Raw genomic sequence first — 19,904 nt, 5'->3', positions numbered from 1 at the left:
GCCGTGGGGGTGTGCCGGCGCGGAAGGGCGGCCGGAGGGCTACACGAGCGGGGTGAAGAAGAACGTGTCCCGGGTGGCGAAGGTGAGTTCGGACGTCAGGGTGAAGAAGTCGGCGAACCGCAGGTCCACCCGCTCCCCCGTGCGCAGCAGCCCGTGGAACTCGCCGTGCACCGCGGCGCGGTCCCCGTCGACCACGGTCTCGGTCAGGGTGTGGGTGCCTTCGGCGATGATCCGCTCGCCCTGGTAGAAGCGCCGCAGAGCGGTGTGGCCCACCAACGGCTCGTAGCCGGGCCGGTGGTAGCGGGCGTCCGGGGCGAACAGCGCGAGCAGGCTCTCCACGTCGCCTGCGTCGACGCTCGTGTAGTACGCGCGGATCCGGCTCAGGACGGTGGCCTCGGCGGGGACGGTACGGGTCGCGGGCGCGCCGGGCTGCGTCGGCGTCTGGGCGGGCATGGTGCCTCCTCGGGGACGGTCGGGTCAGGGGGTCGCGGGCGGGCCGGTGCGCGCCGTACGGGCGACGCGTCGCACCCGGGTGATGGCCTTCACGGGCGCCGACGCGGGTTCCTCGGCTCTGATGCGGTCCACCTCGGCCGCGACTCCGGCGAGCGTGGACGACCGCTGGTAGAGGAAGGGCAGCGGGAACTCGACGCCCCACTGTCCACGGATGCGGGCGGTCATCCGGGTGGCGACGAGCGACTGTCCGCCCAGGTCGAAGAAGCCGTGGTCACGGCCCACGCCCTGCGTGTCCAGCAGTTCCTCCCAGACGGCGGCGAGGAAGCACTCCGTCGCGGTGACGGGCGCCGCATAGGCGCTTCCGTCGTCCCTGCCGTATCCGGCCGGGGCCGGCAGCGCCTTCTTGTCCACCTTGCCGTTCGGCGTCAGCGGCAGGCGTTCCATCAGGACGATGGCGTCCGGCACCATGACGGACGGCAGTTCGCGCCGCAGGGACGCGCGCAGCGCGCTCGGCGACGGGGCGTCGTCCGGGCCGAGCGGCACCGCGTACGCGGTGAGTCCGAGGCACTGGCCACGGTCGTCCCGGCGCGGCACCACCACCGCGTCCCGGATCCGGGGGTGCCGGCGCAACCGCTGCGCGACCTCGCCCGGTTCGACGCGGAACCCGCGGATCTTCACCTGGTCGTCGATGCGCCCGACGAAGGCGAGCAGGCCGTCCGGCCCCTCGGCCGCCAGGTCCCCGGTCCGGTACAGGCGCGCGCCGGGGACCGTGCCGAAGGGGTCCGGTACGAACTTCTCGGCGGTGAGCGCCGGCCGCGCGAGGTAGCCGTGGGCCACGCCCGGGCCTCCGACGTACAGCTCCCCCGGTGTGCCGTCGGGGACCGGGGCGCCGTCGTCGTCCAGCAGATGGACGGTACGGTCGCCGACCGGGCGTCCGATCGGGATGCCGGACGGGCGCTCGGTGTCCTGCGCCGTGATGGTGTGCACGGTGCTGAAGACCGTGCATTCCGAGGGCCCGTAGCCGTTGACGATCCGGGTGCCGGGCAGTGCCCGCAGTGCGCGTGCCACGTGTTCGGGGGACAGCGCCTCTCCGCCGGTCAGCAGGTACTTCAGGCCGCGGAGCAGGCCGACGTCGATGTCGACGATCGTGTTGAAGGCGGCGGCGGTCAGCCACAGGACGGTGGCTCCATGGTCCGCCGCCTCGCGGGCGACGGCCCAGGGGTCGCCCACGTCGCCGTCGAGGACGACGACCGTTCCGCCGCTCAGCAGGGCGGGGAAGAGGTCCAGGACGTGGCCGTCCCAGGAGAGGGCCGAGTGGTGTACGGCGACGGCGCCCGGTCCCCAGTGGGCGTACTCCTCCCCGGCGAAGAAGCCGGTCACCGCCCGGTGCGGGACCTCGGTCCCCTTGGGTGTGCCGGTGGATCCGGACGTGTAGGGCACGTACAGGACGTCGTCGGGACGGACCGGGACGCCCGGGTCCCCGGTGGGCCACGCCCCCGGCTCGGCGGCGAGTGGGTCGAGCACGGGGGCTCCGTACACGTCGGCGCCGGGAGCGGCGTTCACATCGGCGGGGGCGCCGTACACGTCGGCGCCGGGAGCCGAGTCTCCTGCCGGCTCCCCCGGCCGGCCGGGCCGGGGGGCGAGCACGAGGGCGATGCGGTTCTCGGTGGCCATCATCCGCAGCCGTTCCGGTGCCTGACCGGTATCCAGCGGTACGTAGGCCGCACCCGTCTTCGCCACGGCGAGCATCGCCACGACGAACTCGACCGACCTGGGCACGGCGAGCCCCACCCGGTCCCCGGCGCCGATGCCCCGCCCGATCATCAGGTGCGCCAGCCGGTTGGCCCGTTCGTTGAGGTCGCGGTAGGTGAGCGACCGCTGCCCCCGGACGAGCGCCACCGCGTGCGGAGTCCGTTGTGCCCATACCTCGAACAGGGCGCCGACGCCGCCCTGTTGTCCGGGCACCGCGCGATGTCGTCGAGGCCCGTCCGTCGTGTCACGGCCTACGTCCACCAGGACCTCCCTCGGGCAGTTGATGTGGCGTGACCATGCCCCCGGCTGCTATCGGCCGGGCTTCCCGCCCCTATCGCCCCCGGTGCACGAGCCCGCCCGCGGCGGGAACCCAAAGCAAATGCTTGACATCGGCGCGGACGCCCGTCACTTTCAAAGCATGTCCTTTGAACCGAGCGCGGCCGATCCGAGGACGCACGTCCTGAGCGACCCCCGCACCATCCGCGCCCTCGCCCACCCCCTGCGCGTGGACCTGTACGCGCTCATCGGCCGGGAGGGCCCCCTCACCTCCGCCGAGGCCGGGCGCAGGCTCGGCATCAGCCAGGCCCTCGCCTCCCACCACATCCGGCAGCTGGCCCGCCACGGGTTCCTCACCCGAGCTCCCGGCCGTGACAACCGCGAACACCCCTGGCAGGCGGTGTCGAACTCCATGAGCTGGCGCGGAGCCGGATCGACCCAGGAGGGCGCGGCGGCGGCCGACCTCCTGGAGCGGGTCTTCCTCGAAGCGGCCGTCAACCGCTACCTCGCGTGGCAACAGGTGCGCGGGGGAGCCGAGCCGAGCTGGCGCGACACGGCGGGCGTCGGCTTCAACAGCGTGCATCTGACCGGCGACGAACTGGAGCACCTCGTCAATGCGATCGACGCACTGATCAAGCCGTACGTCGACGCGCGTCCGATGGACGACCCGGCCACACACCCCGAGGGCAGCAGGCTCGTCGATCTGACGTACCTGGTCTCGGTGGAACCGCACTCGGCAGCCGCCGACGAACCCCCGGAAGGGTGACATGGGTGCCTTACGGCAACTCCTGCTGCAGCACCGCGACTACCGCCTCGTCCTGTCCGCCGGACTGATCTCCCTCACCGGGGACTGGATCCTGCGTACCGGGCTCGCCTACCAGGTCTTCCTGATCACCGGTTCGACGCTCGCCTCCGGCGGCATGCTGCTGGCGTCGTTCCTGCCGCAGGTCGTCCTCGGGTCGTTGGCCGGCGCGCTCGTCGACCGGTGGAACCGCCTGCGCACGATGATCGCCGCGAACGTACTGCTGGCGGCCGGTCTGCTGCCGCTGCTGCTCGTGGACGGGCCGGGCCGCCTCTGGATCGTGTACGCGGTGATGTTCTGGGAGGGCACCGTCCAGATCTTCTTCGAGCCGGCCGAGAAGGCCATGATCCCGCTGTTGGTGGACCCCCGTCAGCTGATCACGGCCAATGCCCTCAACGCCCAGAACGCGGACGTCGCACGGCTGATCGGCGGCGCGGCCGGCGGCGCCACGGCTGCCTGGGGCGGAATCGGCGCCATCACCCTGCTCAACGTGTCGACGTTCGCCCTGTCGGCGTTCCTGCTGACCCGGGTCGCCCCCCGCGCCGAGAAGGCCGCCCACACGCACGCGGGCCCGCCGGCCACCGCCGCCGGTGTGCCGCGGCGCGCCCCCACAGGACCCGTCCGCCGTCTCAGGTCCTTGTGCTCCGCCGCCCTCGGCCCCACCTGGCAGCACCGGCCGCTGCGCGTCGTCCTCGGTTTCATCGTCCTCACCGGTGTCGGCCAGGGCATCATGAGCACGCTGTTCGCGCCCTTCGTCGTCGATGTGCTCCACGGCAGCGGCACCGCCTACGGAACCGTCGTGTCCGCGCAGGCCGTCGGCGGCATCGCGGGCGGCCTGGCCACGGCCGTGATCGGCAGCCGCTTCCGTGCCGTGCGCCTCTGGATCTTCGGCGCACTGCTGACGGGGGTGATCGACCTGGTCATCTTCTGCTACCCCCTGGTCCTCCCGGACGCCGGAGTGGGACCCGCGATCGTCTGTGTGATCGTGGTGGGGCTGCCCGCCTCACTCATGTTCACCGGCTTGATGACCGTCATCCAGGACGCCACCGACAACGCGGTACGCGGGCGCGTCTTCGGCGCGCTGGGCGCGGCCGAGGCCGCCGCGATGCTGGCCGGCATCGCGATCGGTGCCACCTGCGCCGACGCACTCGGCATCATCGCGCTCCTGACGACGCAGGGTGTCGGGCTCATCGCGGGCGGCTGCCTCGCCATGGTCTTCACCCGTCGCGCGGTGCAGCCGGCCGCCGCGCCACCGGGCCGGCCCACCGGAGTCCCCGCCCCGCGAGCCGTGCCGGATCCCACGGAGCCGGCGGACCGGCCGGCCTGACGGCAGCGCGGAGTTGCGGGTGCGGAACCGCGCCGCGGCGTGACGCTCCGTGTGTCCGCCGGGCCACCGCTGCCGCACCGCGTCGGGGCCCGCTCAGCCTTCGGGGCCGCTCCCCGCGGCGTGCCAGAGGTCGCGGACCGTGATCTCAGGATTCCGGTGCCGCTCCGCGAGCCGGCCCACCACGGTGCGGGCCACCGCGTCGAGCCGTTCCAGCGTCAGCGCGCTGCTGCCCCGTTGCTCATAGGTGAGCAGCTTGAGGATGTTGACCGAGTGGGACCGGGCGGCGCCCGGTGTCACCGCGTCGAAGCCGGCGAAGAGTTCGTAGTACTGCCGCTGCTGCGAGATCACCCGCGCAAGGGCAACACCCGCCAGATCGTCGCGCGTCAGGGGGTGCCCGGTGGTGACGGCGGCGTCGTTGGACATCGCGTACAGCCGCAGGGCCAGCAGCGTCCTGCTCAGGTTGTCCGCTGCGGGAGCGGTCATCCGCCATGCGGCGTAGCTGTCGAGCCGGCGCCCCCGTTGCCAGGCCACCTCGTCGTGGGCCTCGAAGACCGTGTCGCCGTACGCGGCGCAGGCTTCCCAGATCTCCTGGGGGGTTTCGACCGGATCCGGCATGGTCCGATCCTTCCGCATGTGCCCGGATCCGGATACCGGTTGTCGGGGACGACCGGCGGTCACCGCCACCCGCCTCCGTCCCGCCGCGCGTCCGCTCGGGCTCTGCCTCCGCGCCGCGCAGGAGAGTTGCTCCCTTGTCGGGCTGGTGCTGACGATCTTGGTGAGGAAGCATGGGCGTGTGCGGTACGGGAACCGTCCGCGCCATATCGATGTGCGACACGAAGAGGGCCGATGACTGACGAGCAGGGCATCCGGACGCCGGTGGACGGAATCGACACGAGCACGCCGCATTCGGCGCGGGTGTGGAACTACTGGCTGGGCGGCAAGGACAACTACGAGGTGGACCGCCGGCTCGGGGCGACGATGGAGGAGCTGTACCCGCAGATCATCGAGATAGCGCGCGCCTCCCGGGCGTTCCAGGCGCGAGCGGTGCGCTATCTGGCCGGCGAGGCGGGGGTACGGCAGTTCCTGGATCTCGGCACCGGTCTGCCGACGGCGAACGCGACGCACGAGGTGGCGCAGGACGTCGAGCCGACGGCACGCATCGTGTACGTGGACAACGACCCGATCGTCCTGGCCCACGCACGTGCTCTGCTGACCAGCAGGCCCGAAGGGGCGACGGACTACGTGCACGCGGACCTGACGGACGCGAAGACGGTGCTGCGCGAGGCCGCCCGGACGCTGGACCTCGACAAGCCGGTGGCCGTGATGGTGCTCTCGACGCTGGGACACGTCGCGGACTCGGGCGAGGCCTCGGCGCTGCTCCGCAGCTACCTGGACGCGCTGCCCGCGGGCAGTTACCTGATGCTGTGCGACACCATCGGGACGCCGGAGACCGAGGCCGGGTCCGAGGAGTACGCCAGTGGCGGTGCCATGCCGTACATCTCGCGCCCCAAGGAGATCATGGGGACCTTCGCGGACGGACTCGAGCTGGTGGAGCCGGGCTTCGGCTCCATCAGCCTGTGGCGCCCCGAGGAGCCCCCCGTCGGCGAGCCGGTCGACCAGTGGGGGTTCGTGGCCGCCAAGCGGTAACCGCCGCCGGCCGGAGGACAGGTGAGGCGAGGTGGAGTCCGGCGCGGGACCGGCCGAGCACCCCACTCGCCTCCCTGTAGGACCGCCCCGCACACCGCCCGCCCGCCCGCCCGCCCCAACTACGGTGTCCACCAGGAGTTCATTCCGGGTCCTGGAATCCGCCGTCAGCCCGGACCGAGTCCCAGGGCTCCCACATCGTCGTCGCGCCCCGGTCGATCTGATACCGCTGTCGTCACTCGGTGCCCTGGCTGCCGCCTTCCACCTCCTCCCGCCAGCGGGCGGCGGCGCGCTGGGTCACGACGGTGTAGATGTAGCCGGCTCCGTGTACCCGCTCCATGTCGAACGCCAGCCGTTCCAACGCCTCGGCCGCACCGGCCGCGTCCCCCGCCCTGCCGCGCAGGCTGGCCAGGTTGTGCCGAGTGATGAGGACCTGGGGGTGGTCTTCGCCCAGCACCAGCACCCGCTCGGCGAGCAACTGCTCGGAGACTTCCACGGCGCCGGCCAGGTCCCCGATCTCGCTCAGGTAGTGGGCCCGGTGCCGGAGCGCCACGGTATCGGGGTGTTCTTCGCGCAGCGCCCGATCCCGCTTGTCCAGTTCCTTCTCCGCCTGCCCGAAGGGCTCCGCCGGCGCGAAGCGGTTGCCCAGCGCTCTCTTCACCGGCACCGCAAGAAGCGCGGCCCCCACCGCCCCGCTGATCACCCATCTCCACGACACGTCAGGCACGCCTCCTTCGCTCCACGCCATCCGGCCGGCGCCCCTCACATGGCCTCAGCCATGGTGGACCCGCCACCTCCATGGACGCCCCGACGGCCCACGTCAGTTGCGCCGGGCCCACCCGCGTAGGCCGGAACGCGGCGGAGCCTGGCGAGGAGGGCTCGTGGAGCCGAGGCCACACCCCTACCTCGGTCCGTCAGGCCAGGCGGCGCCGGCACGTCCTGCCCGAACCGAAGCCGAGCTCCTGCGGCAGGTGTTCCCAGGCCATGCCCGTGTACAGCACGAACAGGACGCCCTGGAGCACCAGCCTGTCCGGTTGCCGCTTTCGCCCGGGACAGCGAGTCCGACGCTCCACTTTCGGCAGCAACGTCTCGACCACCGCCCACAACTCGTTCGTCGACATGCCACGGCTTCGGCCGCGCTGCTCCGTGCCGCTCCGTGCCGCTACGAAGGCAGGGCCGAGCCCTTCCTCGCCCTCGCCGGTATACCTGCAGCCCTCATCAACCGCCGTTGATTTGCTGCGTAGACGTGACTATGATCTATGGCAACATCGCGTGTCGGTCACCGGCTGGGTGAGACATGGAGGTGTCGGGACATGCCTTCGGAGGCATTCCTTGTCAGTCGAGTTGAACCACACGATCGTTCACGCCCGGGACAACCGGGAGTCCGCAGAATTCTTTGCGAACCTACTCAACCTTGAGATCACCGCCGAGTGGGGTCCGTTCATCGCGGTCGGCCTGGCCAACGGCGTCACGCTGGACTTCGCCACTGTCCCGGCGCACAGCATCACCCCTCAGCACTACGCCTTCTTGATCTCCGAGGAAGAGTTCGACGCGGCGTACGCGCAGATCAGTCAGCGGGGCATCGAGCACTACGCCGACCCCCACCGGAAGCAGCCCGGCACGATCAACCACAACGACGGTGGCCGCGGCGTGTACTTCATGGACCCGGCGGGCCACGCCATGGAACTCATCACTGTGCCGTACGGCGGCTGGACCTCGTAACCACATGCACCGAGGGCCGCACCCCTGGCGCGGCGTGCGGCCCTCAACCGCTGCGTGTGCCAGACAGTGCCCCCCTCACGACAGTCCGAACCTTCCGGGTGTCATTCGTCCACCCGCGCCTCCAGGCGGACGGTTACGGTGTCCCCTTCCTCCTTGCCGATCGCCTTACGCACTTCCGCCTTCACCGGCAGTTTGTGGGTGCCGTCCCCCAGGGCCATGAACGAACTTTCGAACGGATGACCGTCGATCGTGCCCCGGACCTTCACCAGGCCGTGGGTTCCGAAGTAGTCGGCCGACTCGGGCCACACGACGTAGGTCCAGCCGCCCTTGGCCGGGCTCTTCTGCAAGGTCGCGGTGAACTGCTTGCCCATCATGGATACCGCCTGTTCAGGGGGAGCTTTCGATGAGGATGAGGCTATTGCCGTCCGGGTCACGCACAGCGAACATCGGCGGCGTTGCGGGCCCCATCCGCAGGACCTCCGCATCTGCGTCGACGCCGCCTGCGACCAGGTCCGCGTGATCGGTTTCGGCATCCCGGGTCGACAGACGGATGCCGGCCGGACCCGTCCGTTCCGGGGCTCACGTGCCCAGCCTTTCGCCCCTCAGCTCAGACGAGGCTCACCAGTTCGTCACCGACGGCATGCTCATACGCCGTGGCACGGTCCCCGACTCGCTTCTCAGGCCCGCAACACGACTCGTGGACAACACCAGCCAGGAATTCGGCCCGTCGGTAGCCGGCCGCTCCGACCCGCTCGGCCTCTGCGAGCGCAACGGCCTGCTCGACCTCGCGGCACAAAGCGCAAGTATCGGACCTCAAGGTGTCACTTCACTAAGAGGTGACACCCTCGCAGTCGACAAGATTCCTGGCCGTGAACCCCAGGAGCCTGCGCGCCGCCGAGGTGTCGACCGGGGCTGCGCGGCCCGGCAGCGGGCCGCGCAGCACGGTGCCGGGGTGGTAGCGGCGCAGCAGTTCCTCCGTCGGGTACGGGACGATGATCTCGGGGGCGCAGAGGTGCACCGCGTGCGCGCCGCTGCCACGCACGTCCAGCGCGAGCAGTGCCGCTCTCGCTGCGTCGTGGACCTCGAGGTACGTCCACAGGTCCCTGGCGCCGGCGGCCGGGTCGGCCGTGAGCCGGGCGGCGTGCGCGAGCAGCCGTTCCTCGAAGCCGCCCACGTACGGATAGCGCAGGCACACCACGCTCATGCCGTGCCGTCGCGCCATCATCCGCGCGGTCAGCTCGTCGACCTGTTTGGACAGGCCGTAGGCATCGGCAACCTGGGAGTCCATCGCCTCGTCGACCGGAACGTACGGCGGATGCGGATTCTCGGCCGCCGTCCAGGGCAGACCCGTGACACCCCACGAGCTCGCCAGTGCCACGTGCCGGATCCCGGCCCGACCGGCCTGCTCCAGCACGGTGAAGGTGGTCAGGGTGTTGGCCGTGAAGACATCAACTGCGGGGTCGTGTTCGGGGGTTGGGATCGCAGCCAGGTGGATGACCGCGTCGGTTCCGTCCAGGGCTGCCCGTACGGCCTTCGCGTCGGCCGCGTCGCCGGTGACGACCAGGCGGGCCGGGAGGTCACCGGGATCGTCGAGGACAAGGGCGTTCGCTTCCAACCCGCGCTCGGCGAGCAGCATGAGGACCGCTCGCCCGATCCGTCCGGCGGCCCCGGTGACCAGCACTCTCGCGGCCATCGTGTCACTCTCCCGCCGCGTAGGCGCGTACGGCGACGAGGTGCGCCGAGTCCGCGCCGTTGGTGGCTTCGACGACGATCCGGACGGCCGATGTGGTGACCGGCTCCGACGGCGTGTGCGACCGGCGGCGTCGCCGGTTCCGATCCGCGCGGGCGATCACACGCCAGGTGCCGTCCGCGTCCCGCGCCTCGACGCGGTAGTCGCGCAGGAGGGTGGGGAGGGTGTCGAAGGGGGTGCGGTGGTGGTGCAGGTTGATCAGGTCCTCGTTGACGTCGTCGTCGGCGATGACCTCGATACGCCCCAGGGTGACCGGTTCGGGCCAGGTGAGCGAGAGCCAGGGCGAGGGATCGTCCGCCAGCGGTGCGGAGACCCACATGTGCGGTCCCGCGTACGGGCGGGCGTAGCCGTCGACGGCCTTGGCCGGGGCGTACGCGGCCGTCTCCCCCGCACGGAAGCAGAAGGTACGGCGCAGCAGACCGGCGTCCGTCCACTCGCGCAGCAGCTGCGGGGATTCGTCCTGCGGCCGCAGCGGGACACGCGTGAAGCACAGGACGCCGGGGGTCGGCCGGTCGGCGCGTTGCAGGGCGATCGCGTCATTCGCGCGGATGACGAGGAAGGCGTTGCGCGGGGTGTCCGGGGACCAGTCCAGGCCGGTCTTGAGCCATTGCCGGCGACCGGCGGCGACCGGCAGGGTGGTGGAGGTGACGAGGCGGCGCGGGACGTAGTTCTGGCCGAGTTCGGGGTCGTACAGGTCGATCACGAGCTCGGTGTCACGGTCGGCGTGGACCAGGAGTTCAAGGCCAGTGAGGTGCGGGTCGACGGGAAGGACGAGTCCGGCGTCCGCCGCGAGCGGCCACAGCTCGCCGGAGTCCTCGACGGCCGGGCAGGACAGGGCAGATGACGCGACCACGGTCGCTCTCAGCGCCAGGTCCTCCGGGTCCGTCGAAGCCAGCCCGACGAGCGAGGCGTCCTGACGCAGCAGCACCCGGTGCAGCTCGGGTACGGAAAGTTCGCGTGGCGCGACCTCCCCGGCAGCGCACAGCGCCGCCGCCGTGCCCGCCGCCTGCCCGATCGTGGCGCAGGTCGCCATGACCCGGGTCGAGCCGAACGCGACATGGCTGGCGGAGATGTTCCGCCCCGCGAACAGCAAGTTCTCGGTGTTCACCGAGTACAGGCTGCGGTACGGGATGTGGTAGATCCCGTCCGCGTAGAGCTGCCGGGCCCCCGACTCGGTGGCGTACATACCCTGCGGCGGATGCAGATCGATCGACCAGCCTCCGAAGGCAACCCGGTCGGCGAACTCCGTCTGCCCGAGAATATCCCCCTGGTGCAGCACGTAGTCACCGAGAAACCGCCGGTACTCCCGCTTCCCGGGCACCGACCCCACCCACTCCAGCGTCATGTTCGCCGCGTCGAACTCGCCCGAATTCTTGATGTGGTCCCAGATCCCGTAGATCACCGACCACAGCTCGTCCCGGATCCGCTCGTTGTCGTGCACCGTGTCCAGCTCTCCGCCGAACTCGATCCACCAGTACGCACACCCGTTGTCCCCCGCCTTGATGATCCGCCGCTGCGGGATGGAGGTGGTGCTGATGTCCTTGGCGAAGTCCGGCGGCACGAACTTCACCGGCCGCCCGGCGTCCTTCGTGTAGAACAGCAGCGTGGAGCCGAGGGTGATGCCGTCGGCCGACTCCGGGGCCCACGCCTCCTCGAATTCGGTACGCGCCTCACGGCCGATGCGGTGGTGGGCGCCCGCGAGGTGGCCGATCAGGCCGTCTCCGGTGCAGTCGAGGAAGACGGGGCTCTCGAAGCGGATCCGGCGCTCGGAGCCCATCATCCAGCCGGTGGCCGAGGTGATCCGCCTCTCGCCGTCCGGGCCCTCTGCCTCGACCTCGCGCACATCGGTGTTGAGGTACAGCGTGATGCCGGGCTCGGCGCGTACCGCGTCCAGGACGACGGCGTCCCAGTAGTACGGGTTGCCGTCCGGGTTGCGGTACTGGTTCTCCACGAGCAACTCGCCCATGATGCCGCCCTCGCGGGCGTTGTGGTTCTTGCCGTGGCCGGTCGCGCCGCACACCCAGACGCGGACCTCGCTACTCGAATTGCCGCCGAGTACCGGCCTGTTGTTGATCAGTGCGACGGTCCGGCCGAGGCGGGCCGCGGCGATGGCCGCGCAGACCCCGGCCAGGCCGCCGCCGACGACGGTGACGTCGTGCCGTGCGGTTTCGTTCCTCATGCGGTACGTCCCCTGCTTCCGGGCTTGCGGTCGGGATCGGCGGCAAGGCCGTAATAGATGCGCGGGGCGCCGTCGACGGTGAGTGTGATCTTGCCGCCGGAGGCTTTCAGGGCGCGTTCCTGGCCGATGCAGTTGACTTCGCGCACGGTGCCGGCGGCCGCTACGGCCACGACCTCGGTCCTGGTCGTCCAGGTGTCGACCCACGGCTCCGGAGACGCGTACCAAGGATCGTCACCGTGTTCGGGGTTGAGGACGTAGCCGTCCTTGCGGCTCCAGATGATCGACAGCGGGCCGTCGGGAGTGGTGAAGAGAAGGCCCTTGATGCCTTGGTCCGAGAAGGCGAGATGGCGGACGAACTCGGCTTGGTCCAGAACCCGGGCGGCTGTCGCGAAGGCGAGCAGCGACGGCTTGGCGCTGGTATCGCGGTTCATCAGGCCGTAGTGGTACTCGGGGTTGGCCGGGTCGGCCTCCTGCGGGTGTTGGATGATCGAGTCGTGCAGCTGGTACCAGTTGACGGCGCGCACCTTCTCCGACTTGGCGAGGGCGAGCGAGAGCAGCGTGTTCTCGGCGGCGTGCCGGTAGGTGTCGCTCCACCACACGTTGGGACGGGTGGGCGCGTACGCCTCGGTGATCCAGAGTTCCTTGTCGCCGCCGTATTCCGCCATGACCTGCCGTGCCTTACGCAGGGCGCCGAGGAAGTTCCAGTACGTGCCGGACGAGCCCTGGGTCCACTCCTCCGGCGGCGGCGCGAAGTCGGGCGTGAAGTTGCCGCGGCCGGGGTGGAAGGCGAAGACGTCGATGAGGTCCCAGCCGCCCGCGTCGTGGAAGTTCTTGGTCCAGATGTGGTCCATGCCGCCGAGGCCGGCGTTCATGACCTTCATCCTGGAGCCGGCTGCGGCAAGGCGGGTGGTGACCTGGCGCAGGCCGTCGCGAACGTAGGCGTCGGCGCCACGGCCGGACATCCAGGGCTGGTTGACCTCGTTGCTGACCTCGAAGTACGCGGCGTCGGCGCCGAGGGCCTTGGCGACGTTGGTGTCGGCCCAGGCGGCGATCTGCTCGGGGCTGCCGCCTACGGGGATGCCGCTGAGCTGCACGTTGTGGCCGATGCCGTTGGCGTCCAGGGTAGCGATGTCGATGCCGGGGGCGCCCGCGTAGGCGATCCGGATCCACTTGATGCCGAGCGTCTTGACCAGGCCGAGTACGGCTTCCTTGCTGGGCTGGAGCAGCCAGGGGTAGTTGGCGAGGCCGAACATGGACTCCTTGCCGGCCTGGTACGTGAACTCCGGGAGCACGCTCAGATTGGTGCGGGCGATTGCCCGGTCAGCGCCGCTGACCGCCTCCACACCGGTGAACACGATGTTCTGCGAGGGCGACGTCAGAGGGAAGGAGGCGTGCCAGGCGGCGCCTGCCGCGAGGTCCTTGCAGAGGGTCCCGCCACCGATCCTCTTGCCTCCGAAGTCCCGTGCCCACCAGGTCAGGGTCACCTTTCTGGCGGCTCCCGACCCGTTGACGACCTGCGTCTCGAGCGTCATCGTCTGCCCGGCCGCCTTGTAGAGGTTGAACGGCTGGTCGGTCCACACCTCCACGCCGAGCGGCCGCCCGGCGGCGATCGTGCCCGCCGCGCGCGGCCGCAGGTCGCCGAGGACCAGATCGGCCTCGGTGACGACGGTGCTCGCGCCGGTCGAGGTGCCGGGCGCATGGATCCATGTGGCGTTCGTGCCGGCGGGGTTGGTGGAGGAGAGGCAGAAGAAGCCCTTCGCCCCCTCCCACGTCTCCACGTACGTACCGCCCGCGTTCACCTCGTACGGGATGCCGCCCCGAGCGTCCCGCTCCCAGACGGTCAGCGCTTCGTACGACTCCGGTGCGCTCGCCCCGTACACCGTGCGGGAGAACTGGAAGCCGGACGGGGTGAGCGTGCTGGAGCCCGCGACCTCCCACTTCAGGTGCGCCTTTCGCGCGGTGACGTCGAAGGTGCCGCGCACGGTGACTCCGGCCGCGCTGCTCCCCATCGTGTATGTGACCTGGATCGCGGGCCGCCCGTCGGGGAGTGCGATCAGGGCGGGGCTGCCGCCGAAGGTGCGCTGCTGGCCGAGTGCGGTGTCCTTGATCATGAAGTGGCTGAGGAGGATGCGGTCGGTTCCCGCACCGTCCTGGACGAGGACGCTGCCGTCGCTGCCGCCGACCAGTCTGATGCCGTCGGCCTCGACGGTGACCGGGTCGGCGGCTGCGTACGCGGGAACGTTCGGCAGCAGTACGGCGCCGGCGGTGAGGGCCGTGCCCTGGATGAGTCTGCGTCGGGCGACTGACATGGAGGTGCCCTTCTGTTGGTCCGGTGTGGGTGGGGCTCAGCCCTTGACGCCGGTGAAACCGAGCCCTGCGACGATGTACTTCTGGCAGACCACGAAGACAAGGACCGGCGGGGCCACGGCCAGCACCATCGCGGCGATCAGCTGGTCCTGCGGGGCCTGGGTGGCGAGCTGCGCCAGCGCGACACTGATCGGCTGCTTCTCGGGGTCGGTGATGGCGATCAGCGGCCAGATGAAGTCCTTCCAGGAGTGCATCACCGCAAGCAGGCTGATCACGGCGAGGACCGGCTTGCTCATCGGCAGCACGATCCTCGTGAGCAGCTGCCGGGTGCTCGCCCCATCGACCCGTGCCGCGTCGAACAGCTCCCTGGGCAGGGCGTCGAAGAACTGCTTGGCGAGCAGCACCGTGAAGGCGTTCGTGCCGGCCGGCAGCCAGATCGCCCAGTACGTGTCACCCAGGTTGAGGTGCAGGAGCGGCACGTCGATCACGGTCATGAAGAGGCTGACCATGTTCACCGTGTACGGCACGAACATGGTGGCCAGGATCGCCCCGTAGACGGCCTTGCCGAACTTCGGCCTGAGCACGGAGAGCGCGAAGCCCGCCGTGGCCGAGACGAAGAGCTGCACGAACCACGATCCGCCGACCACCAGGAAGGTGTTCATCAGATAGCGGCCGACGCTGAGGTCGGTGTATGCGGTGGCGAAGTTGCCGAGGGCCGGGCGGTCCGGCCAAAGGGCGAGCGGCTGGGTGGTGAGCTCGGTGGGCGGGGAGACCGCGCCCTTGAGCATCCAGTACAGCGGTCCGATGCCGATGAGCAGCAGCAGGATGAGGGTGAACCCCTGGATGGAGCGCACGGCGGCGCGGACGCCGGGCCGTTGCCGGTCGTTCGTCGAGACGAACGTGGTGAGTGCTGTGGTCATGATGTGCTCCAGCTGCGGGTGGCCCGCAGATACACCGCGGAGAGCAGGGCGAGGGCGAGCACCATCAGGAAGGAGAGGGCGGCGGCTTGGCCGTACTCACCGTCCTGGAAGGCGTAACGGAAGATCAACAGCAGGACCGTGAGAGTGGCGTTGTCGGGGCCGCCGCCGGTGAAGACGTACGGCTCGGTGAAGACCTGGACCGTGTTGACCAGCTGCACGAGAAGCAACAGGCCGATGACGGAACGGAGTTGAGGAAGCATGACGTGCCAGATGCGGCGCCAGATGCCGGCGCCGTCGACCTCGGCGGCCTCGTAGAGTTCGCCGGGGATGGAGACCATGGCGGCGAGGTAGATGAGGACGGCACCGCCCATTCCGGCCCAGGTGGCTTCCAGGACGAGCGACAGCATGGCGCTGTCGGAGGACTCCAGCCAGGGGTACGGGCCGAGGCCGATCTTGCCGAGGATGTTGTTGAAGAGGCCGCTGCCGGGGTCGTAGAACCATTTCCAGAGCAGGATCGCCACGACCGGCGGGATGACGACCGGCAGGTAGACGAGGAAGCGGTAGACGCCGGCGCCGCGTCGCACGGTCGACATGATGGCGGCGAGGATCAGTGGCGCCGGGAAGCCGATCAGCAGGCCGAGTGCGACGAAGAAGAGGGTGTTCCCGACGGCGGTGGCGAGCAGCGGATCGTCGAAGAGCGTACGGAAGTTGTCCAGGCCGACCCAGGCGGCCGGCTCCACAAGGTTGGTGCGCTGGAAGCTGAGGAGCAGGCTGCGCACGATCGGCCACCAGGCGAAGAGCCCGAAGACGAGCAGCGCGGGGACGAGGAACAGCCAGGCCGTGAGCTGTTTGCGGGCGCCGGTGCCACGCTTCCGCCGCATCGGCGGCGACTTCGGCACGGGCTCCTTGGACACGGTGGCGGGGCTCCGGGAGGGAGTGAGCAGAGTCATCGGCCGGCTACTTCTGGTCCGCGGCAAGCTGCGCATTGACGTCCTTCTCGGCCGAGGCGAGGAGGGAGTCGATGTCGGCGTCGCGTTTGGTGAGCACGGCCTGGACCACCGGGTCGAGCGCGGTGTACAGCTTCTGCGCCTGGTACGGCGGCTCCGGCTTCAGGTCCAGCGTCGTGAGCCCGTCGATGTACGGCTTGAAGTGGTCCAGCTTCACGTTCACGTACGGCTTGATCGCGGCGTTGATCTCGGTCTGCCGCTTCTGGTCGAAGACCGGCAGGGTCGGCACGCCCACCGCGGACTTCGGGTCGGCCGAGAGCGCCTTGGCCTGAGTGGCGGCGATCTCGGTGCTGTACTGCGGCTTGGCATAGGCCAAGGTCAGCCACTCGACGGCCGCTGCCACGTGCTTCTTGTCGGCGGACTTCGGGACCATGTAGATGTCGCCGCCGGTGAGGGTCGCGTTGCCGCCGGACTGCGGCATCGGGGCGGCCCCGAAGGCGTCGGGGTTCTCCATGCCGAACTGCATCTTCGCCAGCCGGTACGTCCCCGGGCTGCCCATGAACATGCCGACCTGTCCGGCCGCGAACTGCTTGATCACATCGTTCTGGTTGACCAGCAGCGTCTTGCCGAGCGAGTCGTCCTTCCAGCGCATGTCCTTCAGCAGCCGAAGCGCCTTCTTCGTCGGCTCCCCGGCGATCGTGGCGGTGTACTTGCCGTTCTCCCGCTTCTGCAGCTCGCCGCCGAAGGCGTACGAGAGCATGGTCAGCTGCCAGCCGCCCTGGTTGTCCTTGGACTCGTGGACGAAGCCTGCCTTGCCGGTCTTCTCGCTGATCTGCTCGGCGGCGGCACGGACCTCCTCCCAGGTGGCCGGCGGCTTGTCGGGGTCGAGGCCGGCCTGCTCGAACAGCTCACGGTTGTAGACCAGGCCCTGGGCGTACGGGTTCTGCGGTACGCCGTAGACGTCGCCGCCGTCGTCGGTGAGCTGCTGGAGCACCTGCGGGTTGAACTCCTTGAAGTGCTGCCACTCCTTGAGCTGCCCGGTGATCGGCTGGACCTGCTTCTGCTGGATGAGGCGCTGCGGCTCGGTCAGCGGCACCTTGATGACGTCCTCGACGTTGCCGCCGGAGAGCTTGGCGGAGAAGGTCAGCGGGTCGAAGACCGAGGTGGAGCCCTTGACCCTGATGCCGGGGTGGGCCTTCTCGAAGTCGGCGACCTGCTTCTTGAAGAGTGCGAGGCCCGGCTTGTCGGTGGCCGGGGGCATCCCCTGCACCCGGAGGACGAGATCGCCGGAGGTGTCGGCACCGGTCGGGGTGAGGGAGGAACAGCCCGCGAGGGTCGCGGTCAGGACCAAGGAGCCACATATGGCTGCATAGCGGACGTTTCTGGGCATGACGGCTCCAAGAAGGGCAGGGGTGAGCTCGGTGCGGGTGCTTTGTCGCTATGGATCAGTGGGTGGGCGCGGGGCCCGTCGAGGCCCGGGGGATCAGACGGGAGCCGATCTCAACGAGGGGGGACGTGACATCAAGTCCCTTTGTGCCACGTCCCCCCGAGCCGGCGATCGTCTCGATCAGGAGGTCTCCCGCCTGGGTGGCGATCTCCTCGGGGTCGATCCTGATCGTGGTGAGGCCGGGGGTGGAGACGGAGGCGAGCAGGGTGTCGTCAATGCCGATGACGCTCACGTCGCGGGGCACGCTCATCCCGAGGTTGGCCATCTGGTGCAGCACGCCGAGGGCGACCAGATCGTTGTGGGCGATCACGGCGGTGGCGTCGTGAGCGGCGACCAGGGTGGCGGCGTGCACACCCGTCTCGAACCTCGGCTCGTACGGGCCGAGTTCGTGCAGGGAGAGGTCGAGCGCCTCGAAGGACTCCTGGATGGACTTGCCGCGGCTCAGTTCGGCGCGGGAGGCGTTGACGAAGACGCAGCGCCGGTGACCGTACGCCTTCAGAAGCTCCGCGGCCTGGGCGATCCCGGCGGAGAGTGAAATGCGGACCTCGGGGATGCCGGGGACGTGGCGGTTCACCACCACCAACGGCATCCGGCCCGCGAGTTCATGGAGGCGCTCCTCGGTGAGGGTGGAGGCCCACAGGATCAGGCCGTCGACCCGCTTGGACACGGCCGCGATGACGGCCAGTTCGTCCGCCTCGCGCTCGTCGCTGTCGGCGACCAGGACCGTGTAGCCCAGACGGCGGGCGCGGGCCTGCATCGCCTTGATGATCGGCGGGAAGAACGGGTTGGCGATGTCCGGGACGATCAGGCCGAGGGTTCCGGTGGAACCGCCTCGCAGCGAACGCGCCGCCGGATTGGCGGAGTAGCCCAGTTCGGCCGCGGCATCGAGGATGCGCTGCCTGGTCGCCGGCTGCACCTGGTCGGGCGCGGTGAACGCACGGGACACCGTCGAGACGGAGACACCGGCGACACTCGCCACCTCCCGGATCGTGACTGCCACGGACGGCCTCCTCGTCGTCTGGATCCTGCGAACGTCGTTGATGCTTGCGAACGTTCCCGGGAAGTGTCAAGACGTGCGGCACTACTTGTTCATCGATGAAATCCCGTTCACTGCAAGGGTCTTGCGCTGGGGCTCGGCTGCCCCCAATGATGCGTTCTTGAGAATGATGCTGATGTTGCGGGAACGTTTTCATAGAGGAGCGGAATGAAGATCACCGGCCTGGAAGTGCTGACTCTCCCCGACCACGGCGACAGCATGATGCTGGTGGTGGTCGACACCGACGAGGGCATCCACGGCCTGGGCGAGGTCGGCATCAGATCGCGGCAGCGGGCGGTCGCGGGGGGCCTGGAGCATCTCGCGGAGCTGATCGTCGGCGAGGATCCGCGGCGGATCGAGCATCTGTGGCAGGTGATGTTCCGGCGGGGCTTCTTTCCCGCCGACCGCTTCCTCGGTGCCGCCATCGCGGCGGTCGACGTGGCCCTGTGGGACATCCGCGGCAAGGCGCTCGGCGTACCGGTCCATGAACTTCTCGGCGGCCGGGTACGTGATCACGTACCGGCCTATGTGCACGTCGGCGACGGCTACCACGACCGCGAGTGGTTCCTGGACCGCTGCCGCGAGTTGGTCGCCGAGGGCTGGCGCCATCTGCGGTTCGCCTCGCCGCACGACGCGGACGGCACCCTCGATGCCCGCCGTTGCCTGCGGGACTCGGTGGAACTCTTCCACCAAGTGCGGGACATGGTCGGCCACGAGGTGGAACTGATCCTCGATGTCCACACGCGCCTGGATCCGCCGGAGGCGCTGACGCTGTGCCGGGAGATCGAGGCTGCCCGCCCGTACTTCGTCGAGGACCCGTTGCGCTGCGAGAACCCGGACAGCTATCGGATGCTGCGGGCGCGTACCGGCGTCCCGCTGGCTGCAGGCGAACAGTACGGCTCCAAATGGGAGTTCAGGACGTTGATCGAGGACGACCTGATCGACTACGCGCGCGTGGACATCGGGGTGGCCGCGGGCCTGACCGAGGCGAAGAAGATCGCGGCGATGGCGGAGACCCATCACATCAAGCTGGCCACCCACAATCCGCTCGGGCCGGTGACCGCCGCCTCGTCGCTCCAGCTCAATCTGGCGTGCCCGAATGTGGCGGTCCAGGAGCATCAGACCGATCCGGATCCGGAGATCGCCGCACTGTTCACCGCGCGGCCGACGATCGTCCCGGGGCGGGTGGAGGTGAGCGAACTTCCGGGTATCGGCGTCGACATCGACCGGGAGGCCGCACGCCGCTACCAGGCCACCGCGGCCGAGCGGCCTCATCTGCGCGCGGCGGACGGGGCGTTCACGAACTGGTGACCAGCCACGCCCGGACTTCGAGTACGCAATC

The 19,904-nt window shown here is 69.8% G+C and carries 17 protein-coding genes and 1 pseudogene; 5 read left to right on the top strand and 13 right to left on the bottom strand.

All coding sequences use genetic code 11. The features are described 5' to 3' along the window. Positions 1–39 precede the first annotated feature (39 nt). Positions 40–453, bottom strand: a complete 414-nt coding sequence (locus ACIBJG_RS06650; protein WP_399304632.1) for a nuclear transport factor 2 family protein — start codon at positions 451–453, stop codon at positions 40–42. A 24-nt stretch (positions 454–477) separates the two neighbouring features. Further along, the gene (locus tag ACIBJG_RS06645; protein ID WP_399304630.1) at positions 478–2,418 is read right to left on the bottom strand and encodes a non-ribosomal peptide synthetase; all 1,941 of its coding nucleotides are present in this window, start codon (positions 2,416–2,418) and stop codon (positions 478–480) included. Positions 2,419–2,623: 205 nt separating this feature from the next. On the opposite strand from ACIBJG_RS06645, the gene ACIBJG_RS06640 reads away from it, so the two are divergent. Beyond that, complete coding sequence (locus ACIBJG_RS06640; RefSeq protein WP_399304628.1) at positions 2,624–3,247, top strand: helix-turn-helix domain-containing protein; 624 nt, start codon at positions 2,624–2,626, stop codon at positions 3,245–3,247. A 1-nt stretch (position 3,248) separates the two neighbouring features. Continuing rightward, positions 3,249–4,610: an MFS transporter gene (locus ACIBJG_RS06635; protein ID WP_399304626.1), complete on the top strand. Its 1,362-nt coding sequence runs from the start codon at positions 3,249–3,251 to the stop codon at positions 4,608–4,610. 93 nt (positions 4,611–4,703) lie between these two features. Here ACIBJG_RS06635 and ACIBJG_RS06630 read toward each other — a convergent pair whose 3' ends face one another. After that, a complete protein-coding gene (locus tag ACIBJG_RS06630; RefSeq protein WP_399304624.1) occupies positions 4,704–5,225 on the bottom strand; it encodes a hypothetical protein in 522 nt (173 codons plus the stop codon). A 231-nt stretch (positions 5,226–5,456) separates the two neighbouring features. Between ACIBJG_RS06630 and ACIBJG_RS06625 the strand changes: the two genes are divergently transcribed. Further along, a complete protein-coding gene (locus tag ACIBJG_RS06625; protein WP_399304622.1) occupies positions 5,457–6,257 on the top strand; it encodes an SAM-dependent methyltransferase in 801 nt (266 codons plus the stop codon). Positions 6,258–6,489: 232 nt separating this feature from the next. Here the strand turns inward: ACIBJG_RS06625 and ACIBJG_RS06620 are convergent, their stop codons facing one another. Further along, on the bottom strand, positions 6,490–6,972 hold the full coding sequence (locus tag ACIBJG_RS06620; protein WP_399304619.1) for a tetratricopeptide repeat protein: 483 nt from the start codon (positions 6,970–6,972) through the stop codon (positions 6,490–6,492). A gap of 199 nt (positions 6,973–7,171) precedes the next feature. Continuing rightward, positions 7,172–7,394: pseudogene (locus ACIBJG_RS06615) on the bottom strand (transposase); the annotation flags it as partial. Between the two features lie 192 nt (positions 7,395–7,586). Here ACIBJG_RS06615 and ACIBJG_RS06610 point away from each other — a divergent pair. Then, positions 7,587–7,976, top strand: a complete 390-nt coding sequence (locus ACIBJG_RS06610; protein WP_399304614.1) for a VOC family protein — start codon at positions 7,587–7,589, stop codon at positions 7,974–7,976. A 101-nt stretch (positions 7,977–8,077) separates the two neighbouring features. On the opposite strand, the gene ACIBJG_RS06605 is transcribed toward ACIBJG_RS06610, so the two are convergent. The 8 genes from ACIBJG_RS06605 to ACIBJG_RS06570 all read right to left on the bottom strand — a co-directional run bounded on the left by ACIBJG_RS06605 (position 8,078) and on the right by ACIBJG_RS06570 (position 18,526). After that, positions 8,078–8,347, bottom strand: coding sequence for a DUF1905 domain-containing protein (locus ACIBJG_RS06605; RefSeq protein WP_399304612.1), 270 nt, complete (start codon positions 8,345–8,347; stop codon positions 8,078–8,080). Positions 8,348–8,805: 458 nt separating this feature from the next. Then, positions 8,806–9,669, bottom strand: a complete 864-nt coding sequence (locus tag ACIBJG_RS06600) for an NAD-dependent epimerase/dehydratase family protein (RefSeq protein WP_399304610.1) — start codon at positions 9,667–9,669, stop codon at positions 8,806–8,808. A 4-nt stretch (positions 9,670–9,673) separates the two neighbouring features. Beyond that, on the bottom strand, positions 9,674–11,905 hold the full coding sequence (locus ACIBJG_RS06595) for an FAD-dependent oxidoreductase (protein ID WP_399304608.1): 2,232 nt from the start codon (positions 11,903–11,905) through the stop codon (positions 9,674–9,676). Beyond that, positions 11,902–14,214, bottom strand: a complete 2,313-nt coding sequence (locus tag ACIBJG_RS06590; RefSeq protein ID WP_399304606.1) for a hypothetical protein — start codon at positions 14,212–14,214, stop codon at positions 11,902–11,904. The genes ACIBJG_RS06595 and ACIBJG_RS06590 overlap by 4 nt, the downstream gene beginning before the upstream one ends. A 36-nt stretch (positions 14,215–14,250) precedes the next feature. After that, on the bottom strand, positions 14,251–15,132 hold the full coding sequence (locus ACIBJG_RS06585; protein ID WP_399304604.1) for a carbohydrate ABC transporter permease: 882 nt from the start codon (positions 15,130–15,132) through the stop codon (positions 14,251–14,253). After that, positions 15,129–16,082, bottom strand: coding sequence for a carbohydrate ABC transporter permease (locus ACIBJG_RS06580; RefSeq protein WP_399304602.1), 954 nt, complete (start codon positions 16,080–16,082; stop codon positions 15,129–15,131). Before ACIBJG_RS06580 ends, ACIBJG_RS06585 begins: the two co-directional genes overlap by 4 nt. A gap of 7 nt (positions 16,083–16,089) precedes the next feature. After that, on the bottom strand, positions 16,090–17,469 hold the full coding sequence (locus ACIBJG_RS06575; protein WP_399304599.1) for an ABC transporter substrate-binding protein: 1,380 nt from the start codon (positions 17,467–17,469) through the stop codon (positions 16,090–16,092). A 55-nt stretch (positions 17,470–17,524) separates the two neighbouring features. Next, entirely contained in the window at positions 17,525–18,526 is a 1,002-nt protein-coding gene (locus ACIBJG_RS06570) for a LacI family DNA-binding transcriptional regulator (RefSeq protein ID WP_399304597.1), read from the bottom strand. A gap of 204 nt (positions 18,527–18,730) precedes the next feature. Here ACIBJG_RS06570 and ACIBJG_RS06565 point away from each other — a divergent pair, with 204 nt between their 5' ends. Further along, positions 18,731–19,873, top strand: a complete 1,143-nt coding sequence (locus ACIBJG_RS06565) for a mandelate racemase/muconate lactonizing enzyme family protein (RefSeq protein WP_399304595.1) — start codon at positions 18,731–18,733, stop codon at positions 19,871–19,873. Positions 19,874–19,904: the final 31 nt, after the last annotated feature.

Source organism: Streptomyces sp. NPDC050422 (assembly GCF_044458665.1).
In the GTDB taxonomy this organism is placed as follows: domain Bacteria; phylum Actinomycetota; class Actinomycetes; order Streptomycetales; family Streptomycetaceae; genus Streptomyces.
The sequence above is the reverse complement of the archived record's forward strand: the minus strand, read 5'-3'. Positions and strand labels throughout refer to the sequence as shown.